The 12,861-nt window shown below is 57.8% G+C and carries 13 protein-coding genes; 5 read left to right on the top strand and 8 right to left on the bottom strand.

Going from position 1 to position 12,861, the window contains the following annotated elements; genetic code table 11:
* Positions 1–40: 40 nt before the first annotated feature.
* Entirely contained in the window at positions 41–1,132 is a 1,092-nt protein-coding gene (gene gbdR / locus ACS4NR_RS07600) for a choline metabolism transcriptional regulator GbdR (protein WP_150370636.1), read from the bottom strand.
* A gap of 87 nt (positions 1,133–1,219) precedes the next feature.
* A complete protein-coding gene (gene gabP / locus ACS4NR_RS07605) occupies positions 1,220–2,620 on the bottom strand; it encodes a GABA permease (protein WP_047597273.1) in 1,401 nt (466 codons plus the stop codon).
* A 414-nt stretch (positions 2,621–3,034) separates the two neighbouring features.
* On the opposite strand from gabP, the gene ACS4NR_RS07610 reads away from it, so the two are divergent.
* On the top strand, positions 3,035–3,517 hold the full coding sequence (locus ACS4NR_RS07610) for a GNAT family N-acetyltransferase (protein WP_456019580.1): 483 nt from the start codon (positions 3,035–3,037) through the stop codon (positions 3,515–3,517).
* Between the two features lie 24 nt (positions 3,518–3,541).
* Here ACS4NR_RS07610 and ACS4NR_RS07615 read toward each other — a convergent pair whose 3' ends face one another.
* On the bottom strand, positions 3,542–3,886 hold the full coding sequence (locus ACS4NR_RS07615; RefSeq protein ID WP_103367077.1) for a hypothetical protein: 345 nt from the start codon (positions 3,884–3,886) through the stop codon (positions 3,542–3,544).
* A gap of 47 nt (positions 3,887–3,933) precedes the next feature.
* On the bottom strand, positions 3,934–4,836 hold the full coding sequence (locus tag ACS4NR_RS07620; RefSeq protein ID WP_456019581.1) for a LysR family transcriptional regulator: 903 nt from the start codon (positions 4,834–4,836) through the stop codon (positions 3,934–3,936).
* A gap of 121 nt (positions 4,837–4,957) precedes the next feature.
* Here ACS4NR_RS07620 and ACS4NR_RS07625 point away from each other — a divergent pair, with 121 nt between their 5' ends.
* Complete coding sequence (locus ACS4NR_RS07625; protein ID WP_456019582.1) at positions 4,958–6,382, top strand: aldehyde dehydrogenase family protein; 1,425 nt, start codon at positions 4,958–4,960, stop codon at positions 6,380–6,382.
* A gap of 75 nt (positions 6,383–6,457) precedes the next feature.
* Here the strand turns inward: ACS4NR_RS07625 and ACS4NR_RS07630 are convergent, their stop codons facing one another.
* Entirely contained in the window at positions 6,458–7,507 is a 1,050-nt protein-coding gene (locus ACS4NR_RS07630) for a 3-oxoacyl-[acyl-carrier-protein] synthase III C-terminal domain-containing protein (protein WP_456019583.1), read from the bottom strand.
* 454 nt (positions 7,508–7,961) lie between these two features.
* On the opposite strand from ACS4NR_RS07630, the gene ACS4NR_RS07635 reads away from it, so the two are divergent.
* Positions 7,962–8,633, top strand: a complete 672-nt coding sequence (locus tag ACS4NR_RS07635; protein ID WP_456019584.1) for a lipopolysaccharide kinase InaA family protein — start codon at positions 7,962–7,964, stop codon at positions 8,631–8,633.
* A gap of 191 nt (positions 8,634–8,824) precedes the next feature.
* On the opposite strand, the gene ACS4NR_RS07640 is transcribed toward ACS4NR_RS07635, so the two are convergent.
* Entirely contained in the window at positions 8,825–9,781 is a 957-nt protein-coding gene (locus ACS4NR_RS07640) for a LysR family transcriptional regulator (RefSeq protein WP_456019585.1), read from the bottom strand.
* A 42-nt stretch (positions 9,782–9,823) separates the two neighbouring features.
* Between ACS4NR_RS07640 and ACS4NR_RS07645 the strand changes: the two genes are divergently transcribed.
* Positions 9,824–10,354 (top strand): GFA family protein, encoded by a 531-nt coding sequence (locus ACS4NR_RS07645; RefSeq protein ID WP_456019586.1) that lies wholly within the window; start codon positions 9,824–9,826, stop codon positions 10,352–10,354.
* A 146-nt stretch (positions 10,355–10,500) separates the two neighbouring features.
* Entirely contained in the window at positions 10,501–10,743 is a 243-nt protein-coding gene (locus tag ACS4NR_RS07650; RefSeq protein WP_007967139.1) for a hypothetical protein, read from the top strand.
* 50 nt (positions 10,744–10,793) lie between these two features.
* Here the strand turns inward: ACS4NR_RS07650 and ACS4NR_RS07655 are convergent, their stop codons facing one another.
* Both ACS4NR_RS07655 and ACS4NR_RS07660 read right to left on the bottom strand, forming a co-directional pair.
* Positions 10,794–11,696: a bestrophin family ion channel gene (locus tag ACS4NR_RS07655; RefSeq protein ID WP_204894628.1), complete on the bottom strand. Its 903-nt coding sequence runs from the start codon at positions 11,694–11,696 to the stop codon at positions 10,794–10,796.
* Between the two features lie 179 nt (positions 11,697–11,875).
* A complete protein-coding gene (locus ACS4NR_RS07660) occupies positions 11,876–12,832 on the bottom strand; it encodes a 2-hydroxyacid dehydrogenase (RefSeq protein WP_456019587.1) in 957 nt (318 codons plus the stop codon).
* Positions 12,833–12,861 lie beyond the last annotated feature (29 nt).

Raw genomic sequence — 12,861 nt, forward strand, 5'->3', positions numbered from 1 at the left:
GGGGAATCTTGTGCGTCCCCGGCCATGTGCCCTGGTTTATTCAAGCCAGATCGGCACTCGCCATCATTCGAACACTGGCAAACGTCGATTCGTTTCTCGCCTGATCCAGCGTTGTCAGCGTGTTGATCGATGACGGCGGCGTTGCCCGTTTACGACTCATTGCAGAACCTGAGCGCTCGTCGCTCGGCGGCACGCCAAAGTGCTCGCGATAGCATTTTGAGAAATGCGGTGTGGAGGCAAATCCGCAGACATACGCCAGTTCCACGATCGACAGGGAGGTTTGCTTGAGCAGTTGTCGCGCGCGAATCAGCCGCAACCTCAAGTAGTAGCGTGACGGCGTGCATTGCAGGTATTTCTGAAACAACCGCTCCAGCTGTCGGCGTGACAGATCGACGTATTCGGCAAGGTTATCCAGCTCGATCGGCTCTTCAAGATTGGCTTCCATCAACGCAACGACTTCTTGCAGCTTGGGTTGATGCGTACCGACCACGTGCTTGAGTGGCACGCGTTGATGGTCCTGCTCGTTGCGGATGCGCTCGTATACAAACATCTCCGAGATGGCGGCGGATAACTCACGACCATGATCGCGGGCGATCAGGTGCAGCATCATGTCCAGCGGCGCTGTTCCTCCGGAACTGGTAAAGCGGTTGCGGTCGAGGGTGAAGAGGCTGGTGCTGACGTTGACGCGTGGGAAAGCTTCCTGCATGGCTGCCAGAAACTCCCAATGCACGCTGCACTCATAACCATCGAGCAATCCGGCTTTGGCGAGTGCCCAGCTACCGGTGCACACACCGCCCAAGCGTCTGGATTGGCGCGCCAGGGCTTGCAGCCAGGATGTGTGCTCGCGGGTGATCACGCTCTGGATGCCGACCCCGCCGCAGACAATCACCGTGTCCGCCACGCCGGGGTTGCTCCACGAGCCATCCGGCGTGATCGGGACCCCGTCGCTGGCCCAAACAGCCGCACCATTGGCGCTGAAGGTATGCCAGCGATACAGCGTTCGCCCCGACAATTGATTGGCCATGCGCAGTGGTTCGACGGCGGATGCCAGCGACATGAGGGTGAATTTATCCAACAGCAAAAACCCGACGGATTGGGTCGTACCGTCGGCCACGGAGGGGGTCGATGACATCATGGCCTCACAGGAATCGGTCTGAGTTGCAGGCGTCGGTCATTCCCCCGGTCTTTGCCAAGGGAACATCAGCTTCGGCGTGAACGCCTAGCCCACCGAGGTTGCGCGTGCCGCCGGGGCAGGGTGACGCGACGTCATCAGGCCGATAAAGGAGATTGCCAGCGCCAAGCCAATGGTGGTGGTGACTTCGGTGCGGTGCTGCGGAGTAATCATCATGACCGCCAGCGCCGCGCAGATGAAGCCGATCACCAGCCACGTCAGCCATGGAAACAGCCACATGCGGAATGTCAGCTCGACCTTGCGCTGTTGCAATATCCGCCGCATGCGCAGTTGCGACACTGCAATCGCCAGGTACACCAGCAGGGCAATCGCCCCGGAGCTGGCCAGCAGGAACTCGAACAGTCCGGCGGGCATGAAGTAGCTCCACACGGTGATCGATGCACCCAGCACGGTGCTGGCGATCACGGCGGCCCGTGGCACACCGGCCGCGGAAGTCGCCTTCAGTGCTTTCGGTGCATCGCCGCGACGGCCCAGCGAGTACAACATGCGTGAGGCAATGTAAATCGAGGAGTTCATGCAACTGGCCACGGCGATCAGGACGACGACGTCGACCATGAACTTGGCGTTTGGAATGTTCATGATTTCCAGGGCGCGCTGATACGAGCCCACCGACGCCAGCAACGGATCATTCCAGGGCACCACGGAGATGACCACGAAGATCGACAGCAGGTAGAACACGCCGATGCGCCAGATCACCGAGCGGGTGGCCTTGGCAATGTTCTGCGCCGGATTATTCGATTCGGCGGCCGCGATGGTCACCGCTTCAGTGCCGATGAAGCTGAACATGATCGTGATGAAAGCGCCGACCACCGCCGACAAGCCGTTGGGCGCAAATCCGCCGTGCTCGGCCATCAGGCCGCTCAACCCGCTGACTTCGCGGTCGGGCACCCAGCCCATCAACACGGCAAAACCGACCCCGATGAAGCCGATGATCGCCACGACCTTGGCCATGGCGAACCAGAACTCGAACTCACCATACTTGGATACGCTGAACAGGTTGGTCACCACCAGCGCGATGATCGATCCCAACGCGAACAGCCAGGCATCGACCTGCGGAAACCATTGGTGCAGCACATGCCCGGCCGCCAATGCCTCGATGGGAATTACCAACACCCAGAACCACCAGTACAGCCAACCGATGGTAAAACCGGCCCAGCGGCCGATGGCCTGGTCGGCGTAGGTGGAGAACGAACCGGTGTCCGGATTGGCCACCGCCATCTCGCCGAGCATGCGCATGACCAGCACGACAAGCAGACCTGAAAACAGATAGGCGAGAAGTACCGCCGGCCCTGCTGCGGCAATGGCGTGTCCTGAGCCGACGAACAAACCGGCGCCGATAATCCCGGCGATGGACAGCATTGTGACGTGACGAGGCTTGAAGCCCTGCGCCAATTGGCTACTCGAATCCATGGAGTTCGGGCTGATCATCGGTATTTTTATTCTCTGCTGATCGACATTTAAGCAATTGAACGGGCACACGATCGGTCACCATCGTTGCCTGCTGAAACTCCCGAAAGAAGCCCGTCCAACCGCCGCAGTTCTTATCAACCCCATGATCTGACCGGGATTGTTTTGATAGGAAGACACGGCACCTTAGCCGGCCTTGCTGTCGATTCAGTAGCCTGATTGCGCCATGGTCGTGTCTGATATCGACATATGAATACCGTGAGGTCGTATTTGAGACCTGTCGGTCACGCAAGGCTCTGGCAATCAAAATCCAGATTGACCAAGTCATGTTCGTTTTTGAGAGGGGGTGCCTGAATTCGACGGTGAAGCCAAACTGGGCCCCACAAGCCAGGCTCTCTATACTGGCCCTCCAGGATGGTAAATAGAGCACAACCTATGCCCGTCGCACCCAATCAAAATTTCCCAGTCATTTTGGTCCCGGCTCAACCAAGCGACTTGGACAATCTTGTAGCCATTCGAATTGAGGCCATGCGCGAAAGTCTGGAGCGTGTCGGGCGATTTGATCCGGTGCGTGCGCGTGAGCGGTTTGTTGGCGGTTTTGAAGCTCGCAATACGCGCTATATCGAGGTATCTGGAGAGAGGGTTGGTTTTGTAGTGGTCAAGCATCACCACAATGAAATCTTGCTCGACCACTTGTATGTGAGACCGAGCGCGCAAGGATCAGGTGTAGGGGCTGCTGTTCTCACTCAGATTTTCAAAGAGGCGGATTCGGCTGCGCTCCCTGTTAAAGTTGGCGCTCTCAAAGAAAGTGCTTCGAATCGCTTTTATACCCGCCATGGCTTCCAATTCACGGAAAGCAGTGAATTCGACAATTATTATGTGCGTCAGAGTGTTCCGGCGAATGGCCCGGCTTGCTAGCTGGGATATGGGAACCGCTTTCGGTTACCTTCTCCACAGCAACCCTTCAACGTCATCAAATTTGCCGGCGACCTTCAAATAAGTCTCAGCCCATCCACTGCTCATGGCCAGCTCCTGTAACGGTCCGGTGGGCGCAAACAACACGGCGACGTCCAGCCGCTCAGGCAAGGTGCCGGTTTTTAATGAGTGGATCAGGGCTTGTAATTCAGTTTTCGCCTCAAGCTCATCAGCCCAATACGACCAGCAGAAATCATTTTCGGGAATCGACACCAGTTCAACAGCGGCCTCAAGTACGAGGACGAGAGACTCGACAGCGGAATTACACTCCGCTGTTCCCTGGAGCAAGAGACGAAGGTGGCGGTTTTCCATGGGGAATTCCAGGGCAGTTTGGACGATAAAAAGTGGGCAAAACAGGATCAAATCACAGTAGGCCGCAACTCCTGCGCCAGTTCGATCAATGCGCGCAACCGCGCGGGCACGAAGCGATGGCCCGAGTAATAGAGCCTCAGTCCGCCAAATGACGGGCACCATGGCATCAACACCGGCACCAGGGTGCCGCTCGCCAGCTCTTCCTGGATGAACCACTCGGAAATGAAACCAATGCCAAGGCCTGACAACACCGCCTGTTTGATTGCCAGCATTTCGTTGGAGGCGAAGCACACCGGCAGATCCATCTGCAGCTTTTGCCCATCGCGCTCCAATTCCCACTGGTAGAGGCCACCATGGGCCATGCGCATGCCGATGCTCCGGTGGGTGAGCAGATCTCGCGGATGTTCGGGTACGCCGTGGCGTTCGAAGTACTCGGGCGTTGCGACCACAAGCATCCGAATGTCACCTGACAGTGCCACGGCAATCATGTCTTGCGGCACGGACTCCGCCAGGCGAATCCCGGCGTCGAAGCCACCGGCGATGATGTCGACCATGCTTGATTCGCTGACGATGTCGATACGTACGTCGGGATAGCGCTGAGCGTACTGCTTCAATAGCGGATCCAGCAGCAGGTAAGCCGCGCCATGCGGTGCATTGATGCGCAATGTGCCGCTGGGCTCGTCGGGGCCGACGCTGGCTTCTTCGCCGGCACTTTTGATCTGTGCCAACGCAGGTGCGATGCGTGCCACATAGCGTTGGCCGATGTCGGTGAGAGCAACGCTGCGCGTGGAGCGATTGAACAGGCGCACTTTCAGGCGTGCTTCCAGACCGGCCACCGCGCTGCTCACAGCAGTTGTGGACATGCCCAGCTCCTGTGCGGCGCCGCGAAAACTGCTGCGCCGCGCCACGGCCAGTACCACTTCCAGCTCGGTCATTCCTGTTCTGTGCATGATCGTCCTGAATATAAGGATGCTTCATCAGCCAAAGGATGGCTTATCGGAATAATGAACCCTTCTTAGACTTCATCACAGAGGCTCGATTCAGACGAGTCGTTTTGAGCGAGGAGTCGCCATGCAACGCATTGAACATATCTATATCAACGGCGAGTTCGTTCTTCCACACGGTCAGGAATGGTTCGACCTTCATAACCCGAGCACCGAGGAAGTCATCGGTCAGGTTCGACTGGGCGATGCACTGGACGCCCAGCGTGCGATCGCAGCCGCCAAGGTTGCATTCCCTGCGTGGGCCCGTACTAGCCGGGAGGAGCGCATTGCGGCACTGCACCGCATGCACCGGGCCGTGGCGGCAAAGGAGGAAGAGCTGCTGGAAGCCATCGTCACGGAATACGGTGCACCTGCGGCTCGCGCGCGCTCGATGGCGAGTTATCCGGCCGACGTGATTGCGCAGGCAATCGATACTCTGGAGGCGTTCGATTTCGAGGAGCAGGTCGGCACGGCCAGGGTCATTCTGACGCCCGTGGGTGTGACCGGTCTGATCACGCCATGGAACAGCAATGCGGGCTTCATCTGCAACAAGCTGGCCACCGCGCTGGCGACAGGCTGCACCGCCGTCATCAAGCCTAGCGAGATGAGCGCGTTGCAGACGCAGGTCGTGGTCAGTGCGTTGCATGAAGCGGGGTTGCCACCGGGTGTATTCAATGTCATCAACGGACGGGGTGATGTGGTTGGCGAGGAGATCGCCGGTCATCCCGACGTTGCCAAAATCTCGTTTACGGGCTCGTCCGCTGTCGGTAAGCATCTGCTCAGAACCGGTGCCGACACCATGAAGCGTGTGACGCTGGAGCTCGGCGGCAAGTCGCCCACCGTGGTGCTTGATGATACTGATCTGCAGGCGGTCATGCCGATGGTGCTGCAAGCCGGATTTCTCAACAGCGGTCAGGCGTGCATCGCGGGCACTCGTATCCTCGTGCCGCGCGGCCGGCTGGCAGAGTTTGAACGGATTGCAAAGGAGGGCGTCTCACAGATCCGATCGGGCGATCCGCGTAACACCGACACCGATATCGGTCCGATGGTGAGCCAGAAACAATGGGAACGGGTGCAGCGCTACATCCGTATCGGCCAGGAAGAAGACGCGAGGTTGCTGGCGGGTGGCGAAGGGCGCCCGGAAGGCTTGCATGCCGGATGGTTCGTGAAGCCCACGATCTTCACTGATGCCAACAACCGGATGCGCATTGCACGTGAGGAAATCTTCGGGCCGGTGTTGACGATCATCCCCTACGAGGATGATGCCGAAGCGATCACCATTGCCAACGATACGGACTATGGGCTGAGCGCCCTGGTACTGGGAAAAAGCGCTGAACGTTGTATGAACGTTGCCCGCCAGATCAATGCGGGACGCGTGCTCATCAACACCCTGACCCACGAACCGCGTGCCCCCTTCGGTGGATTCAAACATTCAGGCCTTGGGCGCGAAATGGGCAAGTGGGGGATGAGCGCGTATTTGGAACCGAAGACGTTGATCGCCATGACACGTTGAAATGACTGGGTCAGATTCCTGTTGCCAACAGGTTCGAGCAACTTGCCGCCTCACGACGGCAAGTTGCTTCAGGCCTTACAGAGTAAATGACAACGCAGAGAAGACCATCCCGCCACTGCCTGCCCAGCCCATGCAAAACTGGCCGTTTTCGGCTTCGCCCCGACTCATCGCATCGAAGATGCCGTAGGGGATGGACGCGGTAATGATGTTGCCGGTCTTATGCCCGACGTGGTGCAGTTTGTGATCAATACCGATCAGTTGCCCAATGTGCTCCCACATCTTTGGCGAACCGGTATGGATAAACACTTTATGAACATCCGCAGCAGAGACGTTTTGCAGATTGAAGACTTTGATCGCTTCATTGCGACCATCTTCATGCAAGGCTGCCGCGTAGGAGTTGAATTGATACTGCCCGCCGGTCGGTGAAATACGGGGAATATCCTCCTCATTGCAGAACAGTTTCCAGTCCGGCAGGGAGATGGTCGACAAGTCACTCAAGTCCGGCCGGTTGATGTACGAGAACTTGAAGTTGCCGGGTGCCTCATGACTGAGGATGGTGACCGTGACGGCTTCGCCAATGGTAAAACTCGGGAACTTGTAAGCCAGTTCCGCCGACGACTGCAAAGAGAAGTTCTTGGGCATCACCGGCCCGCCAGCAGACATGCCAAACTCCATATTGACGATTGCCGCATAGCGAATCTCGCCGGCCTGCATTTTGCTGTTGATGACATCCATGGCGGTCACCCAGCCATTGCAGGCGTCCACCACATCAAAGTTTCTGCAGCTCAGGCCCAGCGCCTTGGCAATGAACGTACTGTTGGCCGGCTCGATGAACCCGCGGGTGACGTTCGGATAGATCAACAGATCCAGGTCGGCCTTGTCGATGTTGGCCTGAGCGAGCGCCGAGTTGAATGCAGTCTCCATCAATTGCATTGGCGTTTCGTTGGCACCCAGCCAATGACGCGTTCCGCTGCCGCTTTTTTCAAGCAACTTGCTGATGGTCTTTAATGTTTTAGGCAAGGCTTCCTGGAAGGTATCTTTAGAGTGTTCCTCGACCAGGTTTATAACGTCCTGATTGCTGACAATGCGTGATGGGAGAATCCCGGACAACCCAACTATTTTCATATGACTTCCTTGTTGAAAGTATGCATCCGTGGGCAATGGCTGCGGATGAGCAAACCCTTACTCATCCCTGTAAGGAGCCACTGGCGGCAATACTTTTAGCACAAAGAAAATGCCGATCAAGAAGGTTGTTCGTTATTTCCTTCAATCGAATTGAATCATGATCTGGGTCAATTTAACGAGCTTTAAGGTTGATCGAAAGACAGTCGGCGGACCCTCGCGACACGGTTGGCATCTGTGTTTGATGTCGTTAGCTATCGGCGAAAAGGACACACCTGAAGGGCCAAACACCCCTCAATAGCCAATTGTCGTCACGTAGTCGCGTAAAAGCCCCAACCTGGCCCTAAAATCCGCGAACAACGAGGGAACTATTAACGTCTACCAACAGACTGAGCTGCTGGTGCGACCCTCATGCAAACGTCGCACGAAACGATTTCTACAATAAATGGAGCGCGCAATGGGCAGGGCAGGCGATGAGTTTGATTTCTGGTGGGGTACGTCTGGATCGTGGGTTGAACCGCCGAATGTGCGCCGCAGCGGCACCAGCGGTGTCCAGTTGGTTGTTCAGGGTGACAAGACGTTTTTCGTAAAGCGTCAAACCGGCCATTTGTTCCGCAGTCTCCGTTACCCCACTGGCCGACCCACTGCATTGCGTGAAGGCGTTGCCCTTTCAAGACTCGAAGAGCTGGGTGTGAATGCGCCGAGACCGGTATTTTATGGCGCGAGAAAAGTCGACGGCGTATGGCAGGGTGTCTTGGTTACCAAAGACCTGGGCGGCTTCATTGATCTGGATACCTGGTATAGCCAGGGCGCTGCAAGCCTGTTGACCACAGAGCAACATCTGCGACTTTTTGAGCGTTTAGCGCAAATGCTGGCACGGATGCACTCGGGCAGATGGCAGCACGGTTGCATGCGTTCCAAACACGTCTTTATCAAGGCGTCGATTACCGACACAGACTTCGATTTCGAACTGGCGCTGCTTGACCTGGAGAAATCTCGCGGTCGGGCTACGGCAATGGGTGCGGCGCGTCACGACATTCCGCAACTCAGACGGCATTCTTTCTGGGATGAATCGCAGTGGCGGCATTTTCTTGCGTGCTATGAGCAAGCCAGTGGTAGAACGATGTAGGTAGGTGTGCCTTCCGCCGGGGCCTTACCGACCTGTTGGCGGATTGTTAAACAGCCACAAGCCTTTGGTAAACAGCGGGGGGCAGCCCCCCAAATTGAACGTCAACTAATGGCTGAAGCGGACGTTTGACTTCATCCACTGACATACCCTCATTACCAGCGGGTCAAACAGCGGACGCTCAATCACTTCCCTCAATGGTCATTCGAGCGCAGATAGTGATGCAGTTCCTCACCTATCACTTCGAACGCCTTGGCGATCCGTTTGATTTTGCGCAAGTCACTGTGCATCGCGATCCACACATCGACCTCGAAGCCGAAGCTGTCTGGCAATACGTGAATCAGCCCATGGCTTCTGGCGATAGGTATCGGGCAAAGACCGAAGCCCAATCCCGCTTTCAATGCAGCCAGTTGCGCAAGGTGATGATCCGTGGCAATCGCGAAATGCTGATCGGCTTCAAACAGCCCGACGTCGACCAAACGACGCAAGTCGGCTGAGCGACGGTCTGGCCCGATCATCGGCCGCTGGCGCAGCGACGTCAGGCTGACGGGGTCACCATAACGCTCCAGGCACTCGGCACTGGCATGGATGCCGATCCGTAAGCTGCCGACTCGCCGCACCGCGATATCGGCCTCCATAGGACGCATCAGGCGTACGGCTATATCCGATTGCAGCCTGGCGATATCTTCCAGTGCGTCGCCGATGCTCAGTTCGAGCTTCAATCCAGGATGGTTGTAATGGAAGTTCCGCAGTAAAGCGGGCAACACCTCAACCCCCAGCAATTCGCCACAGGTCAGCCGTACCGTGCCGTGGTCCACTGACGTTTCAGCGCTGGCCGCCCGGTTGAAGGCTTGCGCGGCGAGGTCCATGGCTTCGACATGATCGATGAGGCGCTGCGCCCCACTCGTAGGTGTCAGGCCTGAGGGCGTGCGGGTGAACAGGCTCAAGCCGAGTGTCTGCTCAAGATGATCGAGGCGTCGGCGCGCGGTGGCCTGCGCAATCCCCAACAACTTCGAAGCACCGCTCAGGCTGCCGGAGCGCAGCACCGCAAGGAACACCTGCTGGCTTTCCCACTCAAGACCGCTCATACATTCTTGACCAACAGTTGCTCCTTTTTTGCTCTTCTGCTCGGGCGAGTGAAAAGGGATCATGCGCGCCGAACTTATCCGGGCGTCATTGTAAGGAGTCAACGCATGAGATTCACCGGTCAATGTCTGTGTGGGCACGTCAGCATCGAAATTGAGGCGCAGCAACTGCCACCGCTGTATGCCTGTCATTGTCTGAACTGCCAGCGTTGGAGCGGCAGCGCGTTCGGCCTGCATATGCTATGCGCGGCTTCGGCAGTGCAGGTGACGGGCGAAACAGCGACCTTTGCACACGAGCACCAAGGGCATACCTCCACGCAACATGTCTGCGGCGAGTGCCATACCCGACTGTTCAACGAGACCAGCGCCGCGCCCGGCATGCGTGTGGTGCGGGGCGGCGTATTGGAAGGTTCGGAGCGCTTCACGCCGGTCGCGCATATCTGGACGCGACGCAAGCAACCTTGGCTGGTTCTGCCGCAAGGCGTTGCACAATGGGAGGAGAGCCCGACGCCCCAGGCGTTTTGCCAGCGCACTCGGGTAAAGGAGCGTACTCCTGAAAAATCCGGAATAAAGGGGCGGATTTTTCAGGAGTACCAAGGTGGCTTAACAATGTCCGTTATCAGTAGTCTGCGGACGTAATCGAACGTCCGCCTTTGGCTTTCGCCAAGTCGCTCGATCGAGTCAAATAATCTGAACCCCGCCCGAACGCCCACGCCTAACGATCAGCTTGTGTTCATTCGCACAGGCCCGGTGCCAATACCGGCACATTCCGAGAGGTGGTCAACGTGGCTAAAGACGAGAAGAAAAGCAAAAAAGACGACGCTTCGAAAGCCAGCAAGGACTTGAAAGACAAAAAGTCTTCGCCGGAAAAGAAATCAGCGGCAGCTTCGGCGCTTTCCAAGTCCTCCGACAAGAAAGACAAGAAGAAAGACGCCGAACCGAAAAAGTCTGCGAAAAAAGCCGATAGCAAGCCGGAGAAGGCCAAGGACTCAAAGAAGGCTGACAAGCCGGCGAAAAAGAAGAAGTAATACCTGCGACTCGCCAGGGCTTTACGCCTTGGCATCCCTCAGATCGTTGTTCAAGCGGTTTCTTCAACCCTGTGCACATCCCCCAACGAATCACGCTGCATCGACTGCAGGTTTTTCTCGATGGTTTCGCACAGGGCTTCCATCTGGATCTGGTGCTCGCTGTGGCGAAACGGGCTTTGCAGGTCAGTACCGATGCGTTCGATGGCCAGCAGCATGAAGCCCACCACCGTCGAGGCCAGCGGGGTGAACCAACCCAGCGACTCCACCAGGCCCACCGGCACAATCAGGCAGAACAGCGAGATAAACAGGCGTGGGAAGTACACGTAAGGGTAGGGCAGCGGGGTATTGGCGATCCGCTCCATGCCACCCTGGCTGTTGGACAGATCGACCATCGTCGATTCCAGCCGTGCCAGACGAATACTGTCCAGGCGCCCGGCCTTGTATTCCCGGGCGAGCAGCGCCGCGGAACCGGTGAGGATGTCGTTGGCAAAGTTGTTGGTGGTGCCGCTACGGGCGAATTCATCCGCCGGGATGAACGCGCGGACTTCCTCCGGGCAAGGCTGACCTTGCAGATGCGCCGCGAGGCAATTGACGTAGGCCACATGGCGGCGCAACAGCGTCGCCTTCACCGGGTTCACTTCGTTGTCGGGATCATCCAGCAGCGTCAGCACCTGCCGGGCAAAGCTGCGCGAGCTGTTGATCATCATGCCCCACAGGGTGCGCGCCTCCCACCAACGGTTGTAGGCGCTGCTGTTGCGGAAACTGATCAGCACCACCAGAGCAGAACCGAGCAAAGTCAGAGGCATCAGCGGCAGGTTGATCTTGGCGTTGAGGAACAACATGAAATCGACGGTGACGGCGATGTCCCAGAGCAACAGCCAGAACAGCGACCAGCCCACGTAGCCCATGGTCTTGATGATCAAGCGGTATTTTTTGACGATGGTGGCTTTCAAACGGAAACCTCGTGGCGAGCGGTCAACAATTACGTCTTAGCTCGGACGGTGTTTTCGCTGTAAAGGTTCGATGGCTGGCCGCATCCATCAAACGAGGGCAACGCAGGTCACGCTCACAGGCCTGATGCCTGGGCGCGCCTGCGACGCTTTCGTGCAGAGTCAGAGATGTCTGATTACCGCTAGCCGGTGACGCATCCCTGTGGTGTTTTTCCGGCAAAGCTGTCGAGCAGACTCGCCACGACCATTTCGCCCATTCGTGTGCGGGTCTGCAGCGTTGCGCTGGCGCGATGGGGCTGCAACACCACCTGTTCGTTGGCGAACAGCGCCTCAGACACATTCGGTTCGTCGACAAACACATCCAGCGCCGCACCGGCAATCTCGCCGGCCGTGAGGGCTGCCACCAGATCCTCTTCGTTGACCAGTTTGCCCCGCGCCACGTTGATCAGGTATCCATCTTTGCCCAGCGCCTGCAGCACCTGAGCATCGATAATCGCCTCGGCTTTATCGGCGGCGGCTGCCAGTATCAAGGCGTCGCTGTCGCGGGCCAATTGCTTGAGATCAGCCACGAAGGTGTGGCCGACATCGCTCATCGGTTGCAGATCGGTGTAACTGATCGGGCAACCGAACGCAGCCGCCCGCACCGCCACGGCGCGGCCAACCCGGCCCATGCCCACAATGCCGATGCGCATGCCGGAGACCTGGCGAGCCAGCGGCAGCGGTGCCAGCGGTGTCGGGCTCTGCGGCCACTGGCCGGAGCGCACATAACGGTCGCTGGTACACAGGCCACGACACACGGCGATGAGCAAACCGATCGCCAGATCGGCGACGTCCTCGGTCAGCGCGCCGATGGTTGCAGTGACGCGGATCCCGCGATCCCGGGCGTAAGCCAGGTCTACCGCATCGGTGCCGACGCCATTGACGGCCACCACTTCCAGTTTCGGCAGCCGTGCCATCAGCGCCTGGCTGATCCCCGTATGGCCACCGGTGATCACGCCACGGATATTGGCCCCGTGCTCGTGCACATACGCCGCTTTGTCAGCCTGCTCGAAGTAACGTCTGATCGTAAACAGCTCGCTGAGACGGGCGTTGATTTCGGGAATCAGGATCGGGCTGAGCTGCAGGACTTCTGGCTTCATGTAAACCTCACTTACTCGATAAAAGGCCG

It is taken from the genome of Pseudomonas sp. JQ36 (genome assembly GCF_053851495.1).

What these genes read in the sequence shown, in the direction of transcription:
- gbdR (WP_150370636.1), bottom strand. Translation starts at nt 1,132, where the DNA reads ATGTCATCGACCCCCTCCGTGGCCGACGGTACGACCCAATCCGTCGGG.
- gabP (WP_047597273.1), bottom strand. Translation starts at nt 2,620, where the DNA reads ATGATCAGCCCGAACTCCATGGATTCGAGTAGCCAATTGGCGCAGGGC.
- ACS4NR_RS07610 (WP_456019580.1), top strand. Translation starts at nt 3,035, where the DNA reads ATGCCCGTCGCACCCAATCAAAATTTCCCAGTCATTTTGGTCCCGGCT.
- ACS4NR_RS07615 (WP_103367077.1), bottom strand. Translation starts at nt 3,886, where the DNA reads ATGGAAAACCGCCACCTTCGTCTCTTGCTCCAGGGAACAGCGGAGTGT.
- ACS4NR_RS07620 (WP_456019581.1), bottom strand. Translation starts at nt 4,836, where the DNA reads ATGCACAGAACAGGAATGACCGAGCTGGAAGTGGTACTGGCCGTGGCG.
- ACS4NR_RS07625 (WP_456019582.1), top strand. Translation starts at nt 4,958, where the DNA reads ATGCAACGCATTGAACATATCTATATCAACGGCGAGTTCGTTCTTCCA.
- ACS4NR_RS07630 (WP_456019583.1), bottom strand. Translation starts at nt 7,507, where the DNA reads ATGAAAATAGTTGGGTTGTCCGGGATTCTCCCATCACGCATTGTCAGC.
- ACS4NR_RS07635 (WP_456019584.1), top strand. Translation starts at nt 7,962, where the DNA reads ATGGGCAGGGCAGGCGATGAGTTTGATTTCTGGTGGGGTACGTCTGGA.
- ACS4NR_RS07640 (WP_456019585.1), bottom strand. Translation starts at nt 9,781, where the DNA reads ATGATCCCTTTTCACTCGCCCGAGCAGAAGAGCAAAAAAGGAGCAACT.
- ACS4NR_RS07645 (WP_456019586.1), top strand. Translation starts at nt 9,824, where the DNA reads ATGAGATTCACCGGTCAATGTCTGTGTGGGCACGTCAGCATCGAAATT.
- ACS4NR_RS07660 (WP_456019587.1), bottom strand. Translation starts at nt 12,832, where the DNA reads ATGAAGCCAGAAGTCCTGCAGCTCAGCCCGATCCTGATTCCCGAAATC.